Raw genomic sequence first — 21,475 nt, forward strand, 5'->3', positions numbered from 1 at the left:
GCCGCAAGAAATACGAGCCGTGGGTGGCGCTGCCCCCGACTCTCCGCGCGCGCGGGAATGTTGCGCCCGCTCTTTCCTCCTTGCCCAAGGCGGCGATGGCCGACGAATCTGGCGAGGGGCTGAAAAAGGCGGTCGCGGCGCTGAGCTAGCCGCTACCGCCCCGTCAGCACATTGAAATTCACCGGCACTGTGATCGACGCCCGGCCCTGCGGCGGCGGCGGGAACGGCGATGACCGGCGCACCAGGTCCTGGCTCTCGCGGTCGAGGCTGGCATTGCCGGATGAGCGCGCCAGCCGCACCGACAACACGCGGCCCTCCGCATCCAGCGAGAAAGACACGCTCGCAGTGCCGCCGATGCCGCGCGCGAGCGCGTCGCCCGGATAGCGCTTGTTGCGCGCGAGCTGGGCGGAAACGCGCGCCGCCCAGTTGCGAATGTCGCGCGAGGAACCGATGCCGACCCCGCTGCGCGAGGCGGCAACGCTCGGCGGCGAGGGCTTCGATTGCGGCCGCGGCTTCTCCGCGGGCTCGTTCACTGGCGGCGGCTTTGTTGCGACGGGCTCCTCGACCGGCTTTGCCGGTTCTGGCTCCGGTGTTTTCGGCGCAGGCGCGCTCTCAACCTCGGCCATCGCTGCGGCGGTCGGAACCGTTTCCCGTTCGGCGGGTGTCGGCGTCGGTTCAGGCTCGGCGGCCACGGTCGCGGGCTCCGGCTCGGCGGTCGCCGCAAGCCGTGGCTTTTCCTCCGGCTTTTGTTCTTCGCGCTTTGGTTCCTCGGACTTGGCTTCTTCGGGCTTGGTCGGTTCGGGCTTGACCTCGCTTGTTTCCGTCTCGATACGCGGTCTGAGATCGGGTTTGGTCTGCTCGGTCGCCTCGACCGGCTGTTCGGTCGGTGTCTGCTCTTCGGGCTTGGTTTCGGCCGGTGCTGATGGCGCCGACTCGGCCGGACTCGGCAGCTGCGCGATCCCTGCCTCGGTCTCGCCGCCCAGCACGATGTCGACGGAGATCGAATCCAGCGCCAGGCTTGCGAGCGGCGCGGGATCGCGCAGAAAAGCAAGCAGCACAGCGAGATGAAGCAGCAACGCGGCCGCCGCCAGCGCCGTCCATGGCGCACGGTCGCGCCAGGGCATGAACGGGGCCGGGCGCTCGCTGTTCTTGACCCTGACTTCGGGTGCTTCGATCTCGCCGGTCGAGCGGCGATGCGCCAGCACGATGACATTGGTCAGATCGGCCCCTTCGAGAGCCGCAGGCGGCGCCGGCATCACCGTGCCAAGCCGGTCGGACGGTACGATTTTGGGCAGCGTCAATGGCTTGGATTCGGGGGATGACATCGCTGCACCCTGCGGCAAGAGGTGTCATGGATCAAGCGTGCACGCCACACCGGCGGCTTGCTGCACATCGCCGGTTGATAACACAGTGTTTTTCAGCATCCCGCTGAGTGCATAGCAGGGGGCTAGGGAGGAACTAATTTTCACACCGTTCATTGAGCCAGTCTGGGAAAGCACCATCTAAGGCGTCTGACGCCTTCGCTGGGGGAATATCGATGCGATCCACGGTCCTGCGCAGTTCGGATGCCCCTCTCGATTCTCAGGCTCGCCCGCGAGATTGGCTCGCCGCGTTTCGATCCGTGCGCGCCGAGACCGAGGCCCGCGCGGCGCGGCTCTCGCCCGAGGACCAGATCGTCCAGTCGATGGCGGACGCGAGTCCCACCAAGTGGCACCGTGCGCATGTCACCTGGTTCTTCGAGACTTTTCTCCTGGTGCCGCATCTGCCGGATTACCGCATTTTCGACGAGCGCTTTCCGTTCCTGTTCAATTCCTATTATGTGGCCGCAGGGCCGCGTCACGCCCGTCCCCAGCGCGGGCTAATCACGCGCCCGGATGCGCACGACGTGACCGCCTATCGCACCCATGTCGATGCGGCTGTGGTACGTCTGATCGAACAGGCTGACGAACAGCAGGCGCGCAGCATTTTTCCGATTCTCGAGATCGGACTGCATCACGAACAGCAGCATCAGGAATTGATGCTCACCGACATCCTGCATGCCTTCGCCCAGAACCCGACCCATCCGGTCTATGACAAAGGCTGGACAATGCCGGCCGCGCAGACCGGCGAGACCTTTGCCGAGATCCCGACCGGTATCCACCAGATCGGGCATGAGGGCGATGGCTTTCATTTCGACAACGAGGCGCCGCAGCACCGCGTGCTGACGCAGCCGGTGCGGATCGCGCGCGGCCTTGTCACCAACGCACAATGGATCGAGTTCATCGCCGACGGCGGTTATGAGAAAGCGTCGCTGTGGCTCTCCGACGGATGGGCCAGGCGCGAAGCCGAGGACTGGCAGGCGCCGGGCCATTGGCGGCAACGCGACGGCCACTGGCATGTCATGACTCTCGGTGGCTTGCGTCCGGCCGATCCGGCCGCGCCTGTGATGCATGTGAGCTATTATGAGGCCGATGCCTTTGCGCGCTGGGCCGGCAAGGACCTGCCGACCGAAGCGGAATGGGAAGTTGCGGCGCGCCACAATCTCATCGACGACGCTTTCGGCATCGTGTGGCAATGGACCCGCAGCGCCTATCTGCCCTATCCGGGCTACCGCGCGCCGGAGGGGGCGATCGGCGAATACAACGGCAAGTTCATGATCAACCAGATGGTGTTGCGCGGCTCATCGCTCGCAACACCCGAAGGACATGCGCGGCTGACCTACCGCAACTTCTTCCATCCGCCGGCACGCTGGCAATTCACAGGGCTCAGGCTCGCGGAGTATCTGTAATGAACCGAAAATCCGGACTGGTGGCGGCACCGCTCACGACGCGCGGTGCCGAAAAGGAAAGTTTCGCGCATGATGTGGTCGCCGGACTGTCGGCAACGCCGAAACGCATCGCGCCGAAATATTTCTATGACAGCGATGGCTCGCGGCTGTTTGAGGACATCACGCGCACGGCGGAATATTACCCGACGCGCAGCGAGCACGAAATCCTGCGCATGCAGGCCGGCGCGATCGTGCAGCATTTCCCGACTGGTGCGGCCCTGGTCGAGTTCGGCAGCGGCGCCTGCATCAAGGTGCGCTTCCTGCTCGATGCCGCACGCAAGCTGAAAGCCTATGTCCCCGTGGACATAGCGGGCGAGTTTCTCAATGCCGAAGCCGCGGCGCTCCGCAAGCATTATCCCAATCTCGTAATCCTGCCTGTGGTGGCCGACTTCATGGAGCCGTTTGCGCTGCCGGAGGCCGTCGCGGACCTGCCCAAGATCGGCTTCTTTCCGGGGTCGACCATCGGCAATTTCGAACCGCACGAGGCCGCGGCCTTCCTGCGCCATGCCGGCACCATTCTCGGCAAGGGCGCGGTGATGATCGTCGGCGTCGATCTCGTCAAGGACGAGAAGGTGCTGAATGCGGCCTATAACGATGCCGCTGGCGTCACCGCGCGCTTCAACCTCAACCTGCTGCGCCGGATCAACCGCGAGCTTGGCGGGAATTTCAAGCTCGACGGCTTCGAACACCATGCCTTCTACAACCGCGAGCGCAACCGGATCGAGATGCATCTGGCAAGCCGTGCGCGCCAGAAGGTGACGGTGGCCGGTTCGGCCTTCGAGTTCCGCGCGGGCGAGACCATCCATACCGAGAACAGCTACAAATACAGCCCGGAATCCTTTGCCGCACTGGCGCGCGGGGCAGGCTGGAAGCTGCTCGACCGCTGGACCGACGCGAAGGGCAATTTCGCGGTTTGCGCGCTCGAATTGGCCTGACCCAGTCATTCCAGGGGCGCCTGCCAAAGTCAGGCGGACCCGGAATTCATAGGTAAGCCCGAACGTAGGCATTCGAGGTTTATCCGCTTTCGCTTCGCTTGGCGGATGCCCTTGGAATGACCGTGGCCGGTCTTGGCGATCGCCTTCCGAGCGGCTAAACAACCGGCCCGGACCCTGCCGTCCGTCATTCCAGCCAATCGGGATTTCCGTCAAATGAAGATCGTCGGTTTCGAACGCGACAGACAATTGCACCTCGGCGTCGTGGAAGGCGACCAGGTGATCGACCTGCAGGCGGTCGATCCCACGATCCCGGCCGATCTCGGCGCGGTGCTGGCGCGGACCGGCGGCGATCTGTCCGCGCTCGCGGATGCGGCGAAAAAAGCCCCGGCCGCGGCGCGCGTCCCGCTCGACGGGATCAAGTACACGCTGCCCGTCGCCAATCCCGGCAAGATCGTCTGCCTCGGGCTCAACTATCTGGAGCATGCCAAGGAAGGCGGCCACCAGAAGCCGACCGCGCCGTCAATCTTCATGCGCTGCACCACGTCGCTCGTGCCGCACAAGATGCCGATCATCCGGCCGCTGGTCTCCGAGACGCTCGACTATGAATGCGAACTCCTGATCGTGATCGGCAAGCAGGCGAAGCATTTGACGCTGGACAACGCCTATTCCTGTATCGCCGGCTATTCTTGCTTCAATGACGGCTCGATCCGGCAATTCCAGCGCCGCACCGCGCAATGGGACATGGGCAAGAATTTTGACATGACCGGCGGCTTTGGCCCCTGGATGGTGACCGCCGACGAATTGCCGCCCGGCGCCGTCGGCCTGAAAATCCAGACGCGGCTAAACGGGCAGGTGCTGCAATCCGACAACACCGCGAACATGCTGTTCCCGGTTGCCGAGACGCTGGTCGATATCAGCCAGGGCATGACCCTGATGCCGGGCGATGTGATTGTCACCGGTACGCCGTCCGGCGTCGGCCATGCGCGCAAGCCGCCGCTGTGGATGAAGCACGGCGACGTCTGCGAGATCGACATCGAGGGCGTCGGCATTCTCGTGAATCCGATCGAGGACGAGAAGCAGGCATAAATGGTCCTGCGCGCGCTCGCGACGCTTTTCGTTGCCCTCGTCTTGGCGGCGCCCTGCGCCGCGCAGACCGGTGGCAAGGACGAGCGCGTCAGAGGCGAGCGTGTGCAAAAGCCGGCCAACATCGCGATCGGCGTTGGCCACGGCATCGGCTTTCTGCCGCTCTTTGTGGCGCAGGAGTTGAAGCTTTTCGACAAGCACGCCATTACGCAGGGTCTATCGGGCCGTGTGGTGCTGCGGCGGTTTCAATCCGCAGCGCCGATGCGTCAGGCTCTGAGCAAGGGCGAGATCGCTGCCGGCCCCTATGGGCTGCCGGCCTTTTTGCTGGCGCGAGATGCCGCGTGGCGGACGCCGCAGGAATTGCTGGCGGTATCCGGGCTCACAACATTGCCGCTCGTGCTGCTGACCGCACGGCCCGACATCCGCGTGCTCAGCGATATCAAGCCGGCCGATAAGATCGCCGTCCCGATGCTGACTGCGCCGCAGGTCGCGTATCTGCGCATGCAGACCAATCCCTGGTTCGGCGGACGCGACCGGTTGCTGCGGCAGCTCGTCGAGATGCCGCATCAGGAGTCGGTCGAGGCGCTGACCGGTGGCAAGGGTGTCGCGGCCTATTTTTCCTCGCCGCCCTTCACCCAGATCGCTTTGCGCGATCCCAAAATCCGGGCGGTCACGACATCGGCAGACATGATCGGCGGCAAGGCGTCTTTCCTGGTCATGGCATCGACGCGCGCCACATTGAACGCGCATCCGAAGCTTCCTGGGGTGCTGGCAAAGGCGATCGACGAGGCCTCTGCCGTCATCCGCAAGGAGCCGCGCCGTGCCGCAACGATCTGGCTGAAATGGGAGCCCTCGCATACGCTCGATGCGCGTGCGGTCGAGGGCATTCTGCGCGACCTCAAGGACGAATTCGGCAGCGGCGTATTCGGCATTGAGGCGACTGCGGATTATCTGCGCCGCGACAATCGCCTGAAGCAGGGCGTCTTCAGCTGGAAAGATGTGGTCGCGCCCGCGATCGCCGCGGGCGAGGGATCGTAGGAGATGCCTCTCGTCAATGCCGAAAAGCTCGTCGGTTTCGTCGCCGATATTTTCTCCAGGCTCGACTCATCGCGCGCGGAGGCCGAACGCATCGGCCGCAGCCTCGTGAATGCCAATCTCACCGGCCATGACAGCCATGGCGTGGCGCGCGTGCCGCGTTACGTCGCCTGGAAGCGCGACGGGCTCCTCGTTGCCGACCAGATCGCGCAACGCGTGGTCGATACGCCGGTGATCGCGATACTGGACGGGCAATTTGGCTTCGGCCAGACCATCGCGCCGCAGGCGGTCGCGCTCGGCATCGAGAAATGCCGCGCGCATGGTCTCTCGGCGATTGGCGTGCGCCATTCGGGCCATGTCGGGCGCGTCGGCGAATGGGCGGAGATGGCAGCCGAGCACGGCCTCGTGTCGGTGCATTTCGTCAATGTCGCGGGCTCGGTGCTGGTCGCCCCGTTTGGCGGCATCGACCGGCGCTTCTCGACGGCGCCGGTCTGTATCGGTGTGCCGCGGCCGGGCGGCTTGCCGGTCATTCTCGATTTCGCCACTTCGCTGGTCGCGGAAGGCAAGGTGCTGGTCGCAAGCCAGGGCGGCAAGACACTGCCCGCCGATGCGCTGGTTTCGGGGGAGGGCAAGCCGAGCCACGATCCGCGCGAGCTTTACGGCGACTACGACCCGGAATCGGGCGTACGCGACCACAAGAAGGGCAGGGGCGCGTTGCGCGCCTTCGGCGATCACAAGGGGTCGGGCCTTGCGCTGATGTGCGAATTGCTCGGCGGTGCGCTCACCGGCAACGGGGCCTCCAACTCCGAAACACGCTGGTCGCAGGGCATGTTCTCGTTCTATGTCGATCCCGAACGGCTCGATCCGGATCAGATGTTCCCGGCCGAATTGTCGCGCTTCATCGCCTATGTGAAAAGCGCAAAGCCGATCGATGCCGCCGAGCCGGTGCTGCTCCCGGGCGAGCCGGAAGCACAGCGCAGGGCCGAGCGTCTCGCCAATGGCATTCCGCTGACGGACGAAACCTGCGAGGCGTTGCGCGCCACCGCGCGTTCGGTCGGCGTCGACGAGGGGCTGCCGGGATAGGCCGGCGGCGCCTTATTTCGCCGTGGCGGCGTCCCGCACATGTTCGCCGATTCCGCCTGACGTAGATGCATGCGGCGCATAGCTCTGTACGGTCTCAAGCCGGAGCGCCTGGCCGAGCGCGGCTGCCGCCGAGCGCAATTCGCGCCGGAACAGGGCGGTCTGGCTTTCGGTGAAGCGCGCAGTCGGCACAGCAAGGTTCACCATGCCGAGCAGCTGCCCGTCCTTCTCCACAGCGGTGGCGATGCCGGTGATGCCCGGCGTGAATTCCTCGTGCGAACAGGCAAAACCCTCGCGTCGCGCCGCGGCGATCTCGCGCCGCAACGCGCTTTTCGACTGCAGCGTCCGAGCCGTGATCGGTTGCAGGCTGACCCGGTCGAAATAGGCGTCGAGCTCCGCGGGGCTCATCCGCGCCAGCACGACTTTCCCGGACGAGACCGCATAAAGCGGCGCGCGTTCGCTGACCTTCATGGTGAAGGTGAGCGCCTGCCGGCCGATGACTGTTGCAACCGCTTCGACGGTGTCGCCGATCCGCACGTTGAAGCCGGAGGTCTCGTTCAGCGCGTCGCTCAACGTGCGCAGATGCGGCAAGACGAGCGAGGCGAGCGTCGGTCCCTGCATCTGCGCGGCCAGCTGCCCGAGCCTTGGACCGAGGCGGTAGCGCCCGCCTGCGCCCTCCTGTTCCAGATAGCCGCGCGCAAGCAGATTGGTGAGCAAATGAAACAGGCTGCTGCGGGGAAAACCGAGCGTCGTCAGCAATTGCGAGAAGGTGGGCGGCTCTGTCGCATCCGCCACATATTCGAGAATGTCGAGTGCGCGATTGGCCGACTTGACAGCCGCTATCGACTTCGGTTTCATTTTCTGAATTAGTTCATATACGTGAACTTATTTGTACCAGTCTTCGAACGCGCGCGCAAGCAAGCGGACAAGAACGGGCCTCCGGTCTCGTCAACCCGGGCCCGATTTCGACCAACAGGGAGGAAGCAGGATGAAACTTGGAAACTGGCTTGCGGCGGCTGCCGTCGGGGTCGCGGTCGCGGCGACCGGACCTGCGGCAGCGCAGGAATGGCCGGCGCGGACCGTTAAATTCCTCGTGCCCTATGGCGCCGGCGGCGGCACCGACATTGTCAGCCGCATCATCGCGCAGCAATTGCAGGAGAAACTGGGCCAGAGCTTCGTGGTCGAGAACAAGCCCGGCGCAGGATCGACGCTCGGCGCCGACACGGTCGCGAAATCCGAGAAGGACGGCTACACGGTGCTTGTGCTCAGCAATGCGCACGCGGTCGCGGGCGCGCTGTACAAGAAGCTGCCCTACGATCCGGTCAAGGATTTCCAGATGACCACGCAGATCGGTACCGTGCCGCTGCTTCTGGTCGCCTCTCCGAAATTCGATGTGAAGGATGTCAAGGACGTCCTCGCCAAGGCCAAGGCCGATCCTGGCAAATATAATTTCGGCGCCGCCGGCGGCGTCGGCACCACGCAGCACTTCGCCGGAGAATTGTTTCGCGTGCTGTCCGGGGCCGACATCCGGCATGTGCCGTTCAAGACCACGCCGGATGTCCTCACCTCGATGATGCAGGGCGATATGCAGCTCACCTTCGAATTGCTGCCGGCGGTGCGCGGCCAGATCGATTCCGGGAATGTCAAGGCGCTGGCGGTGACGTCCTCCGAACGCAATCCGGCCTATCCCAATATACCGACGCTCGCCGAAGCTGGCGTGCCGGGCTACGACGTGACCAGCTGGTATGGTTTTGCGATGCCGGCAGGCACCCCGAAGCCGGTGGTCGACAAGTTCACCAAGGCGGTGCAGGACGTGCTTGCCAAGGACGAGGTGAAGGCGGCGATCGCCAAGACCGGCATCGTGGTCAAGACCTCGAGCAACGAGGAATTGACCAAGCATGTCGCTTCCGAAATCGCCAAATGGAGCGACCTGATGAAGAAGGCCGGTATCGAGCAGCGCTGACCTTCGATCCGTTTCCGTTTGCGAAGGGCCGGCAACGGTGCCGGTCCTTCGGTCTTTTGGGGCGGGTGACATTTCCGGGCAGCATCGCTATCTACCCGCGAGCCGGGACTTTGGGTCCGATATTCCCTGGACCGATGATTGAACGCCTATGAGGTATCGAGAATGTCGAATGTGATTACGATCTGCGGCAGCCTGCGCAAGGCATCGTTCAACCGCATGCTGGCCAATGCACTGCCCGCGCTCGCGCCGTCCGGCATGACGATCACGGCTTCGCCGCCTATCGAAATGCCGCTCTACAACAGCGACCTGCAGGCTCAAGGCTTCCCGGCAGAGGCCGAGGCGCTCGCGTCCGCGATCCGCGGGGCCGATGGCGTCATCATCGTTTCACCGGAATATAATTGGACAATTCCGGGCGGGCTGAAGAATGCGCTCGACTGGGTCTCGCGCATGAAGGAGCAGCCCTTCGTCAACAAGCCGGTCTGTCTGCAATCCTGCTCGATGGGCATTCTGGGCGGCGCGCGCATGCAATATCATCTGCGCCAGGCGATGGTTTATCTGAACGCCTTCGTGTTCAACACGCCCGAAGTGCTGGTGGCGCAGGCGCAGAACAAGTTCGACGACAAGACCGGCGAACTGAAGGACGAGGCGACCCGCGGCGTGGTGAAGCAGCAGCTCGAGGCGTTCGAGAAATTCATCGTCCGCCACAAGCATCATCAGGGCTGAGCGGCCCGCTCGCATCGAAAGGACCATCGGGGGTGCGTCTTTCGCCTGCCCCCGATAAACCTCAGGCGGATTTGGCGCGGTTCGGAAACACCTGCGGCCGAAGCGATGGATGCGCCGCGCGCGCGCGCGGCGGATAGTCGGTTTCGACACCCAGCTCTTCCGCTGCATGCCAGGCCCAGCGCGGATCCCACATCGCGCCGCGGCCGATGGCGATCATGTCGGCCTTGCCGGAGGCGACAATCTCTTCTGCCTCGTGTGCCTTGGTGATCAGGCCGACCACCATGGTCGGAATGCCCGCCTCGCGTTTGACCTGGGCTGCGAAGGGTACGTTGAAGCCCGGCGCGAACGGCACCTTCTGGCGCAGATCGACATTGCCGCTTGACACATCGATATAGTCGCAGCCGAGCCTTTTCAGCTCTTTGGCGAGAGCCACCGTATCCTCGATGGTGGTGCCGCCCTCGACCCAGTCCACCGCCGAAACGCGAATGCCCATCGGCTTGTCCTTCGGCCAGACCGCGCGGCAGGCTTCGAACACTTCCAGCGGATAGCGCATGCGCTTTTGCGCCGAGCCTCCATAGTCGTCGCTGCGCTGGTTGGCGAGCGGCGACAGGAACTGGTTCAGCAGATAGCCATGGCCGCCATGGATTTCGACAAGGTCGTAGCCCACGCGGTCGGCGCGCTGCACGGCGCTGACGAACTCATCCTGCACCTGTTTCAGGTCGGCCGTGGTCATTTCGCGCGGGAGCGGCCAGCCCTCGCCGAACGGGATCGGGGACGGTCCAAGCGTTTCCCAAGCGTCTTCCCCGGGCTTGAGCGGCTGGCCGCCCTGTCCGGGCGGCTGGGTCGAGCCCTTGCGCCCGGCATGGCCGATCTGGATGCCCTGCTTGGCGACGCCGACGCTCTTGCAGAAATCGATGACGCGCTTCAGTGCCTTTTCGTTTTCGTCGGAATAGAGACCCGCGCATTTATGGGAAATGCGGCCGACGCGGCTGACCATGGTCATCTCGGTGATGACGAGGCCGGCCGCGCCGAGCGAAAAGCTGCCGAGATGCTGGATATGCCAGTCCGTCGCCGAACCGTCAGTGGAGGCGTATTGGCACATCGGCGAGACAGCGATGCGGTTCGGCAACGTCAGTCCACGCAGCGTGATCGGCGAAAACAGAACGGACGACATAACAACTTTCCCCCAGTTGCAATTGTAGCGATACCGGTCAGGCGGCCGATACCGTGCCGCGTTTTGTGCCGCCTTATTGCGCTTCCTTGCCTTCGAGCCATCCCCTGCCGCGGGCATAGAGCGCTTCTAGCTCGGGGCCGTCGAGGCCGGGCATGTCGCGCTTCACCTTGTAGCCAATCTTGTGCTGCAGATAGGCAAGATGGCGGTAGCCTTCCGGATAGAGATCGAGGATGGATTGGTCGAGCTTCAGCGTGGCGGACGGGTCGACCGGATCGCAGCGGTCTTTCTCATAGATCGGCTGGCGCAGCACAAGGCCCCACTGGCTGAAGCGCTTTTCGAAAAAGTCGTAGAAGCGGCCAGTGCAGACCACGTCGCAGACCACACCGTCGACCGGGCCGCGTTGCGAAATCGTCATCTTGGTCTGGGCGACCGCACGATGGGCATTGATCTCGATGGTTGTGCCGCCGAGGAAATGTAGAATGCGCACCCCCTTCTCGTAGCCCTCCTGGCTCACCTTGATGAATTCGTCGCAGGTGCCCTGAAACCAGGTCGCCTGCATCACGCCGTCGTCGTGCCAGACCTTGCGGAATTCGTCCCACAACCTGGCGTCGCGCAGGATGGCCCAGTTCTCGATCAGTTCACGGATGGCGAGGCGGTCTTCGGTCTCAGGGGTCATGTTGCGCTTTTGTCCTGTCGGGGTCATAACTCGGCCGACTTTCTAAAGGCTGGGACGGACATGGCAAGGACGGAGCTGGCAAGGCTTGCGGGACGGACCGCGATCGTCACCGGCGGGGCCAAGGGGATCGGGCGGCATTATTCGGAGGCGCTGGCCGCGGAAGGGGCGGGCGTGGTGATCGCCGACATTTCGGGCGGCGATGAAGCGGCATCCCAGATCGCCGCCAAACACGGCGCCAATGCCACGATGAGCGTGACCTGCGACGTCAGCTCCGAGGATCAGGTCAAGGCGCTGGTAGACCGGACCATCGAGCGCTTCGGCAAGATCGATATTCTCGTCAACAACGCCGCGCTATTCGCGCCGCTGCACCATACCAAGGTGCAGGACATCGACGTGGATCTCTGGGACAAGGTGTTCGCGGTCAATGTGCGTGGGTCGTTTCTGACCGTGAAACACGCCGTGCCGCACATGATCGCGCGAAAATACGGCAAGATCGTCAATATCGGCTCCGGCACGGTCTATAAGGGCCTGCCCGGCATGCTGCATTACACCGCCTCCAAGGGCGCGATCGCGACCTTCACGCGGACTCTGTCGCGCGAACTCGGCGAGCATGGCATTTGCGTCAACACGCTGTCGCCGGGGCTGGTGATGAGCGAGACGCTGGTCGAAAGCGGCACCCATGACGAGGCGCTGAAGGCGCGGGTGGTTGGCAGCCGCGCCTTCAAACGCGACCAGTATCCCGCTGATCTTCTGGGCGCGCTGATTTTCCTGTCCTCGGCCGAGAGCGATTTCGTGACCGGCCAGACCATCGCGGTCGACGGCGGCTCGATCAATACCTGAGGGCGGGCCGGTCGCCGGCGGTGTGCCGCCGTCAATCTTCATCGCGACACGATGAAGATCAATTATCCGGCCGGTGAAATGCCCGAATGGCTGATATGCCGCAGCACTGAACCCTCTAGGATCGGGGCCGATTTGCGACTATTGTCAAGGCAATCATCCCCCAGAAATTCTGCAAGGAGGAACGTATGGCGACCGCTAGCGCCGTTCAGGTCAGCGACAAAAAGGCGAAGGTTTACGAGGGCAGCAAGGATCCCAAGCGCGCGGCCTTTTACGAGAAGATTTCGCAGCGGGACATGGCGCCGCTCTGGGAGGTGCTGAAGGATCTCGTGGCCAAGAGCCCGAAATCCATCGCCGCCCCGGCCATCTGGCATTTCAACGAGGTCAAGCCGATGGTGGAGGAAGCCGGCGGGCTCCTCACCGCCGAGGAGGCCGAGCGCCGCGTGCTGGTGCTGGAGAATCCGGCGCTACGCGGTCAGTCGCGCGTCACCCCGTCGCTCTATGCTGGCCTGCAGCTCATCCTGCCCGGTGAGATCGCCGGCGCCCACCGTCACACCGCCGGCGCGATTCGTCTGATCCTCGACGGCGAGGGCGCCTATACCCAGGTCGATGGCGAAAAAACCATCATGAAATACGGCGACTTCGTCCTCACGCCGAGCTGGACCGCGCACGACCACGGCAATGAGTCAAGCAAGCCGATGATCTGGCTCGACGTGCTCGACGTGCCGACCATCAACTTCTTCGAGACCGCGTTTTCCGAGCATCTCGACTCGGCGGTGCAGAACACCAAGTTCACCGACAACGACTCGCTGTGGCGCTACGGCTCGGGCGTGCTGCCGGACGGCACCAACACCAAGAAGGAATCGCCGATCATTAATTACGCCTATGAGCGGGTGCGTCCGATCCTCGACCGCATGGCCAGGACCGACGACATCAACCCGTATCACGGCTTCCGCATCCGCTACGCCAACCCGTTCAATGGCGGCTGGTCGACGCCGACCATGGGCGCGCATCTGTCGCTGTTGCCGAAGGGCTTCAAGGGCCAGCCCTATCGCTCGACCGACGGCACCATCTTCGCGTGCCTGGAGGGCAAGGGCCAGACCACGATCGACGGCGACGTATTCGAATGGGGGCCGCGCGATGTGTTCGTGATCCCGTCCTGGAAGCAATATTCCCACAAGGCCGACGACCAGAGCGTGTTGTTCTCGATCTCGGACCGGCCGATGCAGGAATCGCTCGGCATCTGGCGCGAGCTCAACTGACCGGCGCCGCTGCGGCGAAACGCAAAAGCCCCCGCCTGAGCGGGGGCTTTTTCGTTTGGCGATACGCGGCGGGTTACGGCTCGACCGAGAAACCGTCGCCTTCCAGCACGATCCGGCCCTGCGCCGCATGCGCTGCCCATTTCGAGGTGGCCGCGACGCCGCCGAACGAGAAGTAATGCGCCGCAACGTTGCCGAGCACGCCGCTGGCGTTCTCTTCTGCAAGCTTGCGCACAATGGCGTCGGGTGCGCTGACGCCGAACAGGTTCTTGACCAGCCCCGCATGCTTGGTGATGCCGCCGATCGAGGCCTTCACCCCGCAGCGCTGAGCGTATCGCAAAAGCGTGGTCAGATTGGTCGGGCCGGCGAGGCCGATGCGGACCGGCACTTCAACCCCGAGATCGCGCATTTTCATCACCCAGCGGGTGATGCCGCCGGCATCGAAGCCGAATTGTGTAACGATGTCGGCCGTCAACCCGCTCTGTTCGGCGGCCTCGATTTTCGTGAGCAGGGCGCGGTGCATCACCTCGTCGGAAACCACCGGATGTCCGTCGGGATGGCCGGCAACGCTGACATGCGTGATGCCGTGTTGCTGGAGGATGCCGCTTTCGATGATTTCCAGCGACGACGTGAAAGGCCCAGCCGAGTCGCCGCGATCGCCCGAGATCACCAGCACATGCTTCACGCCGGCGTCGGACGCGAGACGCGCGATCAGTCCGGACAATTCGTCCCGGCTGGTATAGTTGCGCACGGCGATATGCGGGATCGGCTCAAGGCCGACCTTTCGCGTCATCGCCGATTGCTCGATGAGCTCGGCCGACGGCCGGGTCGGGATCGCGCTGACATAGACGCGGACGCCAGCGCCCGCGCTGTCGCGGATCGCTTCGAGATCGGCCAGCTTCGGCCGCGTCACCTCCAGTGAAAAATCCTGCAGGAAGGCGCGGATGTCGCCGACGGAGTCGGCCTCGAAGCGAGGCGAAGGTTTTCGAAGTGGCAAACCCATTTGCTTATTCTCTTCTTCGCGAGATGACGTAGGATTCGTCGTTGAACCAGAGCCCGTTGTACTTGCGCAGCACCTCGCGGGTGGCGTCGAGGTAGCGGCCGTCCTGGACGGCTTCGTTGAGCCGTTCGTCCTCGACCTGCGACACATAGATCGCGGCATTCCAGGCGGCGAGCACGGTCGAGGTGCCGATCGAGCCGGTGACTTCGCTTGGCAGTGTGTGCATGTCGTAGCGGAAGATCGCGCGGTTATCGGCATAGGTGTTGAAGTTCAGGTCGCGCGCGGCCGGGCCGAGCGCCTTCTTCACTTCGCGCAGGATGGTGTGGCGGTCGGTCTGGAACGGATTGTCGCCTGGCCACACGCTTTGCACGATCTCGGAGCCCGGATCGTTGCCGCAGGAATGAATCGCGATCAGGCGTCCGCCGGGCCCGAGCGCGCGGGCAAGCGGGGCAATCACCTTCTGCGCCTTGAACTCGGCCGAGGCGCGGGCGCGATAGGGCTGGGAAGCGATGACGAGATCGAAATCGGCATTCGCAGCACCGCGCCGCGGGATGATCGGGTCGAGCAGGAATTTATGATCCTGCCGGTAAATCACGAGCACCACGGGCCGCTCATAGACCGGATTGCCGGTCTTCGGGCTGACGCCGGCCTTCCAGTTCTCCGACAGGAAGTTCTGAAGCCCGGTGATCTGCTCCTCGAAATCGTGCGAGGTGTTGCCGGTCAGCGCGACCTCGTTCCAGACGAGGCTGTTGGCGGCGGCGGTCGACTTCACCGTCAGCCAGGGCGCCTCGGAATAATACATGTTCGTCAGCACCAGCACGGTCGCAGGATGCTCGTAGAGCCGGTCCGGCATCTTTTCGAGCGTCAGCCGGATGTCTTCGAGGCTGATCTCCTTGCCGGAGATGTAGAAGGGCTGGTTCGGAAAGCGGTGGTGCATGGCGCGCATCACACGCGTCAGCACAGTGCCGTCGCCGAGGCCCGCATCGAACAGGCGCACCGCCGGCGGACGCGGATGGATGTTGCCGAGTTCCTGCGCGACCTTGTTTGCGACCACCCATTTCTCGCTGCAGGTATTCACAAACAGCAGATATTTCTGCCGGTTGTCGAAGAACCGGAACTCGCGGTTGCCGTCGTTATTGGCGTTGGCGGGCGCGGGGCTCGCCGGTACGGGATCGATGGTCGCCGGACGTGCACCGCGTTCGATGATCATGGGTCGCGCGCTTTCTCTGCCGTTGTGAATGGTCATGAAGGTGCGGATGCGATCGAGAGTCTCGGTGGTGATCCGCCCACCGTTGCGCAGGCGGCTGGTCAGCTTGCCGTCGTTGACGGCGCGTCTGCCGAAGGTGGACTCGGCCAGACCGGCCTGACGGCAATAGTCGGAGATTTCCTGCAGCAGCTCTTGTGCGTTCATCGCACGGCCCTCGCTCGCTATCCTCGCAAAGAAAACATTTGTTATTTTGAGGAATGGAACGCCTCTGTATACAGCGCGTCAACCACAAAACGTCCCACCTGCTTTATGGGGACCAATATGGGCAATTGCCCAACACTAATAAGATATCGATATTTATGATTTTATTGCGAGATTCAGCCATGTCATGAGGCATGATTTTGCTGGTTATGCGTTGCCCACATTGGCGCCTCGCTTAGCCCGAGATCGCACGAAATGGCGAAATTGTGCACAATCTCGGGCATCCGGGTTCGCTGGCAGACCGTGATGAATGCGGAAGGCCACGTCACGATGGGAGAGGAAATGCCCCGTTTTGCAGCCAATATCGCCTATCTCTTCTCCGACCGGCCGCTCATCGAGCGGCCCCGCGCTGCGGCAGCCGCCGGCTTTGCAGCGGTCTAGGGGCAGTTTCCGTATACAACGCCGGCCGTGGCGCTGCGGGCGGCGATTGAAGAATGCGGCCTCACGATGCTCGGCATCAATACCGAACGGGGCGGGGAGGGGCAGTTCGGGCTGGCCGCCGTGCCCAAGCGCGAGCGCGACTTCGACGCGCTGTTCGCGCAGGCGCTGGACTACATCACGGCCGTCGGCGGCCGGGCGATCCACGTTCTCGCGGGCTTCGTTCCGGTGAACGACCGTCCCGCGGCCGAGCGCACCTACATCGCAAATCTGTCACGGGCGGCGGACGCCGCCGCCGAAACGGGAATCACGCTGCTGATCGAGCCGATCAACAATCGCGATCGGCCGAATTATTTTCTCAACCGCGTGGAGCATGCCGCCGATATCGTCGCAAAGATCGGCAAGCCGAATGTCGGTATCCAGTTTGATTTTTACCACGCCCAGATCATGGGCGGCGATCTGATCCGGCGCTTCGAGCAGTATCTGCCGGTGATCCGACATGTGCAGATCGCCGCGGTTCCCTCGCGTCACGAGCCGGATGAGGGCGAAGTGAATTACCGCGAAATCTTCCGTGCAATCGATGCGTCCGGGTATCAGGGCTGGGTGGCGGCCGAGTACCATCCGCGCGCACGAACGGAGGATGGATCTGGGTGGCTGCGATCCCTGATCGTTTGAAATAAGGCTGTAACCGCCCCTTTCGGCAGCGCGATGGGAACGCTACTTTCGAGTTATGTGGGGACGCAAGAAGCATCGAGAGGCGCCGGCCGAGACGGTTTCGCCGCTGAAAGAAGCGCTGCGGCAGGCACGGGTCGAGGCGGCCGAGCGGTCCGGCATCGTGCTCGAGATGCGGGAAGCCGAAGCGGCGCGGCTCGATTTGCTCAACGAGGCGCTGGATCCGGTTTTCGCCGATGTCCCGACCGGCGTCGATATTTTCGATCGCGGCGTCAGCCGAGGCGAGATCCCGCGGCTGTGGATCGATGCCACCGCGCATGTGATGATGGGGCGCGACAAGCGCACCTACCGTTTCGTCCAGGACACCCGCTACGGACGCAAGGTCTTGTCGGAATCCCCGGATATCGGCGTCACTGCGAAGGCGATCACGCGCTATGTGGCGGCGCGCCTGATCGAACGCGAGCGGGTGCTGGCGCAGGAGCCGGAGCGGCCTGTTGTCCGCCGTCATGGCGCGGGACTTGTTGGTGCTTTCGTCCTTGGGCTGATTGCGGGCATTGCGGCGCTGGTCATCGCCGCGCTCGTAGCCGGTTGAGCTGACGGCACTGCTGCCGCAATCGTTATGCAGCCATCAAGGCGCGCTGTCCGAGATCCACGATGGTCTCGGTCCCCGGCGCGAGCCCGCGCCGTGTCATCTCGCAGCGCCAGTGATTGCCGGACCGGCCGATGGAATAGAGGTTATAGCCGGCGCGGTCGCCCTCGCCGCCGATCGCCGAGGCAGAGGGGACGCCGACCGCAGGTATTTTGCCCGACGGGCCGTCCAGCATGACCAGGGAATGAATATGATCGTGTCCGTGCAATACCAGTTCGGCGCCGTGCCGGCGCAGCACCTGGCGAAACTTGTCGGCGTCGATCAGCCGCTTGAAGCGGTAGGCCGCCTTTGTCACCGGCGGATGATGAATCAGCACCACGCGAAACAGACCCTCGGAGGAAAGCCGATCAAGAAGCTCGGCCAGCGCGTGCAGCTGCTGGGGGCCGAGCTTTCCCGTCGCCATGAAAGGCGCCGTGGTGATGGCGCTGGAAAGGCCGATCAGCGCCACCTCGCCGCGCCGGCGCACAAAAGGGAAATGGTCGGCCCCGGTGGTGTCGCCCTTCATGAAGTCGCCCCAGTGCGAATGCCATTCGCGCGCCGCCTTGCGGACATAGGCATCGTGGTTGCCGGGAACGAACGTGACGTCATGGGCCGGACCGACCGTATCCAGCCACACCCTCGAGGGGGCGAATTCGCCGGGCAGCGCGATATTGAGAATATCCCCCGTTACCGCGATATGGTCAGGACGGTGCGACTTGATGTCGGCGACGATGCGCGACAGCACCTCGCCCCGATGGAAGGTCTTCCGCCGCCGGTGCCAGTTCATGTAGCCGATGGCGCGTTTGCCCGCGAGTTCGCGGATGCGCGCTGACGGCATCGGCCCCAGATGCGGGTCTGACATATGCGCGAGGAGAAACATGTCTCGGACGGTGACGGCTTTCTGGGGGCGAGTCGATTCAGACTATAGTGATCCGGTGACGCAATTCGATGACGCCGCCAAGTCCCCTCGCCAAGGCCGGGATGGCGATGAGGCCGGTCTGCGAGCATGGACTGTCCGATGATTCGCCGGATGATGCATCTTTATTGGCGCTTTTCCCGCGGTCTGACCCTTGGTGTCCGCGGCATGGCCATCGACGCCGAACGCCGGATTTTTCTTGTCAAACACTCCTATATTTCCGGGTGGCATCTGCCGGGAGGGGGTGTCGAGCCGGGCGAGACCCTGCTTGCGGCGCTTCGCCGGGAAATGCGCGAAGAGGGCAATATCGACATCGGTCCTGCCCCCGAATTCTTCGGTTTGTATTTCAACCCCGCTGCCTCGGACCGCGACCATGTGGCGTTGTTCGTTCTGCCGTCCTTCACGCAGACGGCGCCGCCTCAGCCCAATGCGGAAATCGTGGCGCACGGCTTTTTTTCCCAGGACCGGCTGCCCGAGGAAACGACCCCTGGCACCCGTTTGCGGATCGCCGAAGTCTTCGATGGCGCGGTCCGCAGCGAGACCTGGTGACGCAGCCGGGGCGGAGACGCGCCGCGCCTCCGCCCCGTTGCTGCGTCGGTGGTCGCAGCGTCCGGTTAGTACTTGAACTCCGGCATATCCTTAAGCTGATCCTTGGTCGCATTCAGCTCGGCGCGGTCCGGATACCACTGCCGGTCTGCGGTGCCGGCGCCGGTGGTGGCGCCACGTTCATTCCTGAAGGTCAGTTTGTCCAACGGCACCATCACGTCACGCTCGCCAATGCCGAGGAAGCCGCCGACGCCGATCACCGCACCCGACACCTGACCGTTCGAGGTCATGATCAGCTCGTTGATGTCGCCGAGCTTCTCGTTCTGCTGGTTATAGACACCGACGCCGATCAGCTTGGAGGCGCGCCATTGGCCGGTGGCGGCCTGCGGCATGGTCTGCTGGTTCATCTGATTTGTCGCGGCCGGAGTGCCGGGCTGCGGCGCCGTGGTGGTTTGCGCCAGAGCCGGCGTCGCAAACAGTGCGGCGGCCACAAGAAGGGTGGAAGTCTTCATGGTTATTCCTCCTTTGGGGATGACAGGAGGGGAAGTCTGCGGAGGCCTGAATGTTCCGCATGGTGCGCCGATTTCGTGTCGCAGCGTTGGGTTCCGGTTCCGCCTGCTTCAACCGAAGCGCCCGCGATCATGCGGCCGCATGAAGTCGAGCGCGGGCCCTAACGGAACGATTCCCGTGGGGTTGATGTTGCGATGGCTGCCGTAATAGTGACGTTTGATATGCGCGAGATCGACGGTCTCGGCGACGCCGGGCCATTGAAACAGTTCGCGCGTATAATTCGATAAATTCGAATAGTCCTCGATCCGCCGCAGGTTGCATTTGAAATGCCCGACATAGACCGCGTCGAACCGGACCAGCGTCGGGAACAGCCGCCAGTCGGCTTCGGTGACGGCAGAGCCGCACAGATAGCGCTGCTTCGAGAGCCGCTCGTCCAGCATGTCGAGCGTATCGAACAGCTGGCCGAACGCCTCTTCGTAGGCCTCCTGTGTGGTCGCGAAACCGCAGCGATAGACGCCATTGTTCACGGTCTCGTAGACGCGCGCGTTGATCGCGTCGATGTCCTCGCGCAGGGCCTGCGGATAGAAATCCGCTTTGTCCCCCGTGATTGCGTCGAACGCCGTATTGAGCATCCGGATGATCTGCGAGGACTCGTTGTTGACGATTGTCTTGCGCTGCCTGTCCCACAGCACCGGCACGGTGACGCGGCCGGAATATTTGGCATCGCTCTTGAGATAGATTTCTCCGAGCGTCGCAGCGTCGTAAAGGTGGTCGCCGGTCGAGCCCTCGTCTCGATTGAAGGTCCAGCCCTTGTCGAACATCATCGGAGAAACCACCGACACCGAGATCAGGTCTTCCAGCTTCTTCAGCTTGCGGAATATCAGTGTCCGGTGCGCCCAGGGGCAGGCGAGCGAGACATAGAGGTGGTAGCGGCCGGCTTCCGCCGCAAAACCGCCAGCGCCCTCAGGCCCGGGCGCGCCGTCCGGCGTGATCCAGTTGTGAAACCGTGTGGGTTCGCGCTGGAACCGGCCCTTGGTCTTGTCAGTGTCGTACCATTTGTCGTGCCAGACGCCGTCGAGAAAGAAACCCATGCCGCTGCCGCCTTCCGTGCCGTTCGTTACGCCGAGGTGTATGGCGGCTGCCGAGAGCCGCGCCAAGCGCCAAATCCGCGCGGCAGGTGCCGTCCCGCGGCACGGAATGCATGACGGGGCATGGATTTCGCGCAAGCCAGATGCTAGAGCGCATGCGCCATTTCAGCCGCAACCGCGATGACCGATCTCTCCATCACCATTCTGCCGGAAACCGCAGACGACGCGCTGGCGATTGACCGGCTGCACGAGCGTACTTTCGGTCCCGGCCGTTTTGCCCGCACGGCCTATCGCATCCGCGAGGGCATCGGCCACGATCTGGCGCTGTCCTATACGGCGCGTATCGGCACGCTGCTGGTCGGATCGCTGCGGTTGTCGCCGGTACGGATCGGCGAAACGCCGGCACTGTTGCTCGGCCCGCTCACCATCGAGCCGCCCTTCCGCGATCGCGGCATCGCGCTGGCACTGATGCAACGCGCGCTGGCCGACGCAAAGGAGCGCGGGCACCGGTTGGTGATTCTGGTCGGCGACGAGCCCTTTTACGCGCGTGTGGGTTTCAAGCGCGCACCACGCGGGCGCATCAAGATGCCGGGGCCTGTCGATCCGGCGCGGCTGCTTTTCGTCGAGCTTGTCGAGGGTGCCTTCGAGGGGGTCAAGGGCGCGGTGCGGCCGGACTGGGCGGCGGAAAATTGATCTCC

At 63.7% G+C, this 21,475-nt stretch carries 23 protein-coding genes; 14 read left to right on the forward strand and 9 right to left on the reverse strand.

Going from position 1 to position 21,475, the window contains the following annotated elements:
- Positions 1-152: 152 nt before the first annotated feature.
- Positions 153-1,325: a TonB family protein gene (locus tag ACK41X_RS03880; RefSeq protein ID WP_409719458.1), complete on the reverse strand. Its 1,173-nt coding sequence runs from the start codon at positions 1,323-1,325 to the stop codon at positions 153-155.
- A 212-nt stretch (positions 1,326-1,537) separates the two neighbouring features.
- On the opposite strand from ACK41X_RS03880, the gene egtB reads away from it, so the two are divergent.
- The 5 genes from egtB to ACK41X_RS03905 all read left to right on the forward strand — a co-directional run bounded on the left by egtB (position 1,538) and on the right by ACK41X_RS03905 (position 6,942).
- Positions 1,538-2,767 (forward strand): ergothioneine biosynthesis protein EgtB, encoded by a 1,230-nt coding sequence (gene egtB / locus ACK41X_RS03885; RefSeq protein WP_409719460.1) that lies wholly within the window; start codon positions 1,538-1,540, stop codon positions 2,765-2,767.
- Entirely contained in the window at positions 2,767-3,741 is a 975-nt protein-coding gene (gene egtD / locus ACK41X_RS03890; protein WP_409719462.1) for an L-histidine N(alpha)-methyltransferase, read from the forward strand. The genes egtB and egtD overlap by 1 nt, the downstream gene beginning before the upstream one ends.
- 213 nt (positions 3,742-3,954) lie before the next feature.
- Positions 3,955-4,827, forward strand: coding sequence for a fumarylacetoacetate hydrolase family protein (locus tag ACK41X_RS03895; RefSeq protein ID WP_409719464.1), 873 nt, complete (start codon positions 3,955-3,957; stop codon positions 4,825-4,827).
- A complete protein-coding gene (locus ACK41X_RS03900) occupies positions 4,828-5,862 on the forward strand; it encodes an ABC transporter substrate-binding protein (protein WP_409719466.1) in 1,035 nt (344 codons plus the stop codon).
- A 3-nt stretch (positions 5,863-5,865) separates the two neighbouring features.
- Positions 5,866-6,942: a malate/lactate/ureidoglycolate dehydrogenase gene (locus tag ACK41X_RS03905; RefSeq protein WP_409719468.1), complete on the forward strand. Its 1,077-nt coding sequence runs from the start codon at positions 5,866-5,868 to the stop codon at positions 6,940-6,942.
- 12 nt (positions 6,943-6,954) lie between these two features.
- On the opposite strand, the gene ACK41X_RS03910 is transcribed toward ACK41X_RS03905, so the two are convergent.
- On the reverse strand, positions 6,955-7,797 hold the full coding sequence (locus ACK41X_RS03910) for an IclR family transcriptional regulator (protein WP_409719470.1): 843 nt from the start codon (positions 7,795-7,797) through the stop codon (positions 6,955-6,957).
- A 130-nt stretch (positions 7,798-7,927) separates the two neighbouring features.
- Between ACK41X_RS03910 and ACK41X_RS03915 the strand changes: the two genes are divergently transcribed.
- Both ACK41X_RS03915 and ACK41X_RS03920 read left to right on the forward strand, forming a co-directional pair.
- Positions 7,928-8,902, forward strand: coding sequence for a Bug family tripartite tricarboxylate transporter substrate binding protein (locus ACK41X_RS03915; protein WP_409719472.1), 975 nt, complete (start codon positions 7,928-7,930; stop codon positions 8,900-8,902).
- A 162-nt stretch (positions 8,903-9,064) separates the two neighbouring features.
- The gene (locus tag ACK41X_RS03920; RefSeq protein WP_409719474.1) at positions 9,065-9,625 is read left to right on the forward strand and encodes an NADPH-dependent FMN reductase; all 561 of its coding nucleotides are present in this window, start codon (positions 9,065-9,067) and stop codon (positions 9,623-9,625) included.
- 61 nt (positions 9,626-9,686) lie between these two features.
- Here the strand turns inward: ACK41X_RS03920 and ACK41X_RS03925 are convergent, their stop codons facing one another.
- On the reverse strand, positions 9,687-10,799 hold the full coding sequence (locus ACK41X_RS03925; RefSeq protein ID WP_409719476.1) for an NADH:flavin oxidoreductase/NADH oxidase: 1,113 nt from the start codon (positions 10,797-10,799) through the stop codon (positions 9,687-9,689).
- A 73-nt stretch (positions 10,800-10,872) separates the two neighbouring features.
- Complete coding sequence (locus ACK41X_RS03930; protein WP_409719478.1) at positions 10,873-11,475, reverse strand: nuclear transport factor 2 family protein; 603 nt, start codon at positions 11,473-11,475, stop codon at positions 10,873-10,875.
- Positions 11,476-11,535: 60 nt separating this feature from the next.
- On the opposite strand from ACK41X_RS03930, the gene ACK41X_RS03935 reads away from it, so the two are divergent.
- Together ACK41X_RS03935 and gtdA are read left to right on the forward strand one after the other, a co-directional pair.
- Positions 11,536-12,315 (forward strand): SDR family NAD(P)-dependent oxidoreductase, encoded by a 780-nt coding sequence (locus ACK41X_RS03935; protein WP_409719480.1) that lies wholly within the window; start codon positions 11,536-11,538, stop codon positions 12,313-12,315.
- A gap of 185 nt (positions 12,316-12,500) precedes the next feature.
- Complete coding sequence (gene gtdA / locus ACK41X_RS03940) at positions 12,501-13,574, forward strand: gentisate 1,2-dioxygenase (RefSeq protein WP_409719482.1); 1,074 nt, start codon at positions 12,501-12,503, stop codon at positions 13,572-13,574.
- Between the two features lie 73 nt (positions 13,575-13,647).
- Here the strand turns inward: gtdA and ACK41X_RS03945 are convergent, their stop codons facing one another.
- Both ACK41X_RS03945 and ACK41X_RS03950 read right to left on the reverse strand, forming a co-directional pair.
- Complete coding sequence (locus tag ACK41X_RS03945) at positions 13,648-14,574, reverse strand: methylenetetrahydrofolate reductase (RefSeq protein WP_409719484.1); 927 nt, start codon at positions 14,572-14,574, stop codon at positions 13,648-13,650.
- A gap of 4 nt (positions 14,575-14,578) precedes the next feature.
- Positions 14,579-15,982, reverse strand: a complete 1,404-nt coding sequence (locus ACK41X_RS03950) for a hypothetical protein (protein ID WP_409719486.1) — start codon at positions 15,980-15,982, stop codon at positions 14,579-14,581.
- A 252-nt stretch (positions 15,983-16,234) separates the two neighbouring features.
- Here ACK41X_RS03950 and ACK41X_RS03955 point away from each other — a divergent pair, with 252 nt between their 5' ends.
- Genes ACK41X_RS03955 through ACK41X_RS03965 form a run of 3 tightly spaced genes read left to right on the forward strand, consistent with a single transcriptional unit; the run spans position 16,235 to position 17,681 of the window.
- Complete coding sequence (locus tag ACK41X_RS03955) at positions 16,235-16,420, forward strand: hypothetical protein (RefSeq protein ID WP_409719488.1); 186 nt, start codon at positions 16,235-16,237, stop codon at positions 16,418-16,420.
- Positions 16,421-16,447: 27 nt separating this feature from the next.
- On the forward strand, positions 16,448-17,092 hold the full coding sequence (locus ACK41X_RS03960) for a hydroxypyruvate isomerase family protein (RefSeq protein ID WP_409719490.1): 645 nt from the start codon (positions 16,448-16,450) through the stop codon (positions 17,090-17,092).
- 55 nt (positions 17,093-17,147) lie between these two features.
- Positions 17,148-17,681 (forward strand): hypothetical protein, encoded by a 534-nt coding sequence (locus ACK41X_RS03965; RefSeq protein ID WP_409719492.1) that lies wholly within the window; start codon positions 17,148-17,150, stop codon positions 17,679-17,681.
- 25 nt (positions 17,682-17,706) lie between these two features.
- On the opposite strand, the gene ACK41X_RS03970 is transcribed toward ACK41X_RS03965, so the two are convergent.
- A complete protein-coding gene (locus tag ACK41X_RS03970) occupies positions 17,707-18,597 on the reverse strand; it encodes a metallophosphoesterase family protein (protein WP_409719494.1) in 891 nt (296 codons plus the stop codon).
- Between the two features lie 138 nt (positions 18,598-18,735).
- On the opposite strand from ACK41X_RS03970, the gene ACK41X_RS03975 reads away from it, so the two are divergent.
- On the forward strand, positions 18,736-19,182 hold the full coding sequence (locus tag ACK41X_RS03975; RefSeq protein WP_409719496.1) for an NUDIX domain-containing protein: 447 nt from the start codon (positions 18,736-18,738) through the stop codon (positions 19,180-19,182).
- Positions 19,183-19,247: 65 nt separating this feature from the next.
- Here the strand turns inward: ACK41X_RS03975 and ACK41X_RS03980 are convergent, their stop codons facing one another.
- Both ACK41X_RS03980 and ACK41X_RS03985 read right to left on the reverse strand, forming a co-directional pair.
- A complete protein-coding gene (locus ACK41X_RS03980; protein WP_409719498.1) occupies positions 19,248-19,691 on the reverse strand; it encodes a PRC-barrel domain-containing protein in 444 nt (147 codons plus the stop codon).
- 108 nt (positions 19,692-19,799) lie between these two features.
- A complete protein-coding gene (locus ACK41X_RS03985; protein ID WP_409719552.1) occupies positions 19,800-20,780 on the reverse strand; it encodes a glutathione S-transferase family protein in 981 nt (326 codons plus the stop codon).
- A gap of 177 nt (positions 20,781-20,957) precedes the next feature.
- Here ACK41X_RS03985 and ACK41X_RS03990 point away from each other — a divergent pair, with 177 nt between their 5' ends.
- Positions 20,958-21,470, forward strand: coding sequence for a GNAT family N-acetyltransferase (locus ACK41X_RS03990; protein ID WP_409719500.1), 513 nt, complete (start codon positions 20,958-20,960; stop codon positions 21,468-21,470).
- The last annotated feature ends 5 nt before the right edge of the window (positions 21,471-21,475 follow it).

The sequence above is a fragment of the Pseudorhodoplanes sp. genome (genome assembly GCF_046289595.1).
GTDB lineage: Bacteria > Pseudomonadota > Alphaproteobacteria > Rhizobiales > Xanthobacteraceae > Pseudorhodoplanes.

What these genes read in the sequence shown, in the direction of transcription:
- ACK41X_RS03880 (WP_409719458.1), bottom strand. Translation starts at nt 1,325, where the DNA reads ATGTCATCCCCCGAATCCAAGCCATTGACGCTGCCCAAAATCGTACCG.
- egtB (WP_409719460.1), top strand. Translation starts at nt 1,538, where the DNA reads ATGCGATCCACGGTCCTGCGCAGTTCGGATGCCCCTCTCGATTCTCAG.
- egtD (WP_409719462.1), top strand. Translation starts at nt 2,767, where the DNA reads ATGAACCGAAAATCCGGACTGGTGGCGGCACCGCTCACGACGCGCGGT.
- ACK41X_RS03895 (WP_409719464.1), top strand. Translation starts at nt 3,955, where the DNA reads ATGAAGATCGTCGGTTTCGAACGCGACAGACAATTGCACCTCGGCGTC.
- ACK41X_RS03900 (WP_409719466.1), top strand. Translation starts at nt 4,828, where the DNA reads ATGGTCCTGCGCGCGCTCGCGACGCTTTTCGTTGCCCTCGTCTTGGCG.
- ACK41X_RS03905 (WP_409719468.1), top strand. Translation starts at nt 5,866, where the DNA reads ATGCCTCTCGTCAATGCCGAAAAGCTCGTCGGTTTCGTCGCCGATATT.
- ACK41X_RS03910 (WP_409719470.1), bottom strand. Translation starts at nt 7,797, where the DNA reads ATGAAACCGAAGTCGATAGCGGCTGTCAAGTCGGCCAATCGCGCACTC.
- ACK41X_RS03915 (WP_409719472.1), top strand. Translation starts at nt 7,928, where the DNA reads ATGAAACTTGGAAACTGGCTTGCGGCGGCTGCCGTCGGGGTCGCGGTC.
- ACK41X_RS03920 (WP_409719474.1), top strand. Translation starts at nt 9,065, where the DNA reads ATGTCGAATGTGATTACGATCTGCGGCAGCCTGCGCAAGGCATCGTTC.
- ACK41X_RS03925 (WP_409719476.1), bottom strand. Translation starts at nt 10,799, where the DNA reads ATGTCGTCCGTTCTGTTTTCGCCGATCACGCTGCGTGGACTGACGTTG.
- ACK41X_RS03930 (WP_409719478.1), bottom strand. Translation starts at nt 11,475, where the DNA reads ATGACCCCTGAGACCGAAGACCGCCTCGCCATCCGTGAACTGATCGAG.
- ACK41X_RS03935 (WP_409719480.1), top strand. Translation starts at nt 11,536, where the DNA reads ATGGCAAGGACGGAGCTGGCAAGGCTTGCGGGACGGACCGCGATCGTC.
- gtdA (WP_409719482.1), top strand. Translation starts at nt 12,501, where the DNA reads ATGGCGACCGCTAGCGCCGTTCAGGTCAGCGACAAAAAGGCGAAGGTT.
- ACK41X_RS03945 (WP_409719484.1), bottom strand. Translation starts at nt 14,574, where the DNA reads ATGGGTTTGCCACTTCGAAAACCTTCGCCTCGCTTCGAGGCCGACTCC.
- ACK41X_RS03950 (WP_409719486.1), bottom strand. Translation starts at nt 15,982, where the DNA reads ATGAACGCACAAGAGCTGCTGCAGGAAATCTCCGACTATTGCCGTCAG.
- ACK41X_RS03955 (WP_409719488.1), top strand. Translation starts at nt 16,235, where the DNA reads ATGGCGAAATTGTGCACAATCTCGGGCATCCGGGTTCGCTGGCAGACC.
- ACK41X_RS03965 (WP_409719492.1), top strand. Translation starts at nt 17,148, where the DNA reads ATGTGGGGACGCAAGAAGCATCGAGAGGCGCCGGCCGAGACGGTTTCG.
- ACK41X_RS03970 (WP_409719494.1), bottom strand. Translation starts at nt 18,597, where the DNA reads ATGTTTCTCCTCGCGCATATGTCAGACCCGCATCTGGGGCCGATGCCG.
- ACK41X_RS03975 (WP_409719496.1), top strand. Translation starts at nt 18,736, where the DNA reads ATGATTCGCCGGATGATGCATCTTTATTGGCGCTTTTCCCGCGGTCTG.
- ACK41X_RS03980 (WP_409719498.1), bottom strand. Translation starts at nt 19,691, where the DNA reads ATGAAGACTTCCACCCTTCTTGTGGCCGCCGCACTGTTTGCGACGCCG.
- ACK41X_RS03985 (WP_409719552.1), bottom strand. Translation starts at nt 20,780, where the DNA reads ATGGGTTTCTTTCTCGACGGCGTCTGGCACGACAAATGGTACGACACT.
- ACK41X_RS03990 (WP_409719500.1), top strand. Translation starts at nt 20,958, where the DNA reads ATGACCGATCTCTCCATCACCATTCTGCCGGAAACCGCAGACGACGCG.